Origin of the sequence: Ferrovum myxofaciens, assembly GCF_000735045.1 — a bacterium.
In the GTDB taxonomy this organism is placed as follows: domain Bacteria; phylum Pseudomonadota; class Gammaproteobacteria; order Burkholderiales; family Ferrovaceae; genus Ferrovum; species Ferrovum myxofaciens.
Window position 1 is genome coordinate 1 of record NZ_JPOQ01000518.1, and the last position, 253, is coordinate 253.

A 253-nucleotide genomic window follows, 5' to 3' on the forward strand; every position below is an offset into this window, starting at 1 on the left:
AGGCCCCGGCGACATGGCCAGCGTTGGCCCGGTATCACGAGCGTATGACCGAACTACTCCAAAGACAGCGCGGGATCGTCAAAGGAATTATCCCAGGTATGGTCGATTTAAGTGATGAAGCCAAGGCGCTATGGATCAAGTTCCATGACACGATTGAAACAGAACTAGCCAGCAAGGGAACACTGTTTGATGTTCGGGATGTTGCGTCAAAAGTTGCCGACAACGCAGCCCGTCTTGCGGTGATCTTCCACGT

Annotated in this window: 1 protein-coding gene; it reads left to right on the forward strand. The window is 53.0% G+C overall.

Annotated features, from left to right (window positions below):
* Nucleotides 1-44: 44 nt before the first annotated feature.
* On the forward strand, nt 45-253 hold a 209-nt coding region (locus IV91_RS16430; protein WP_233418505.1), incomplete at its 3' end, for a DUF3987 domain-containing protein.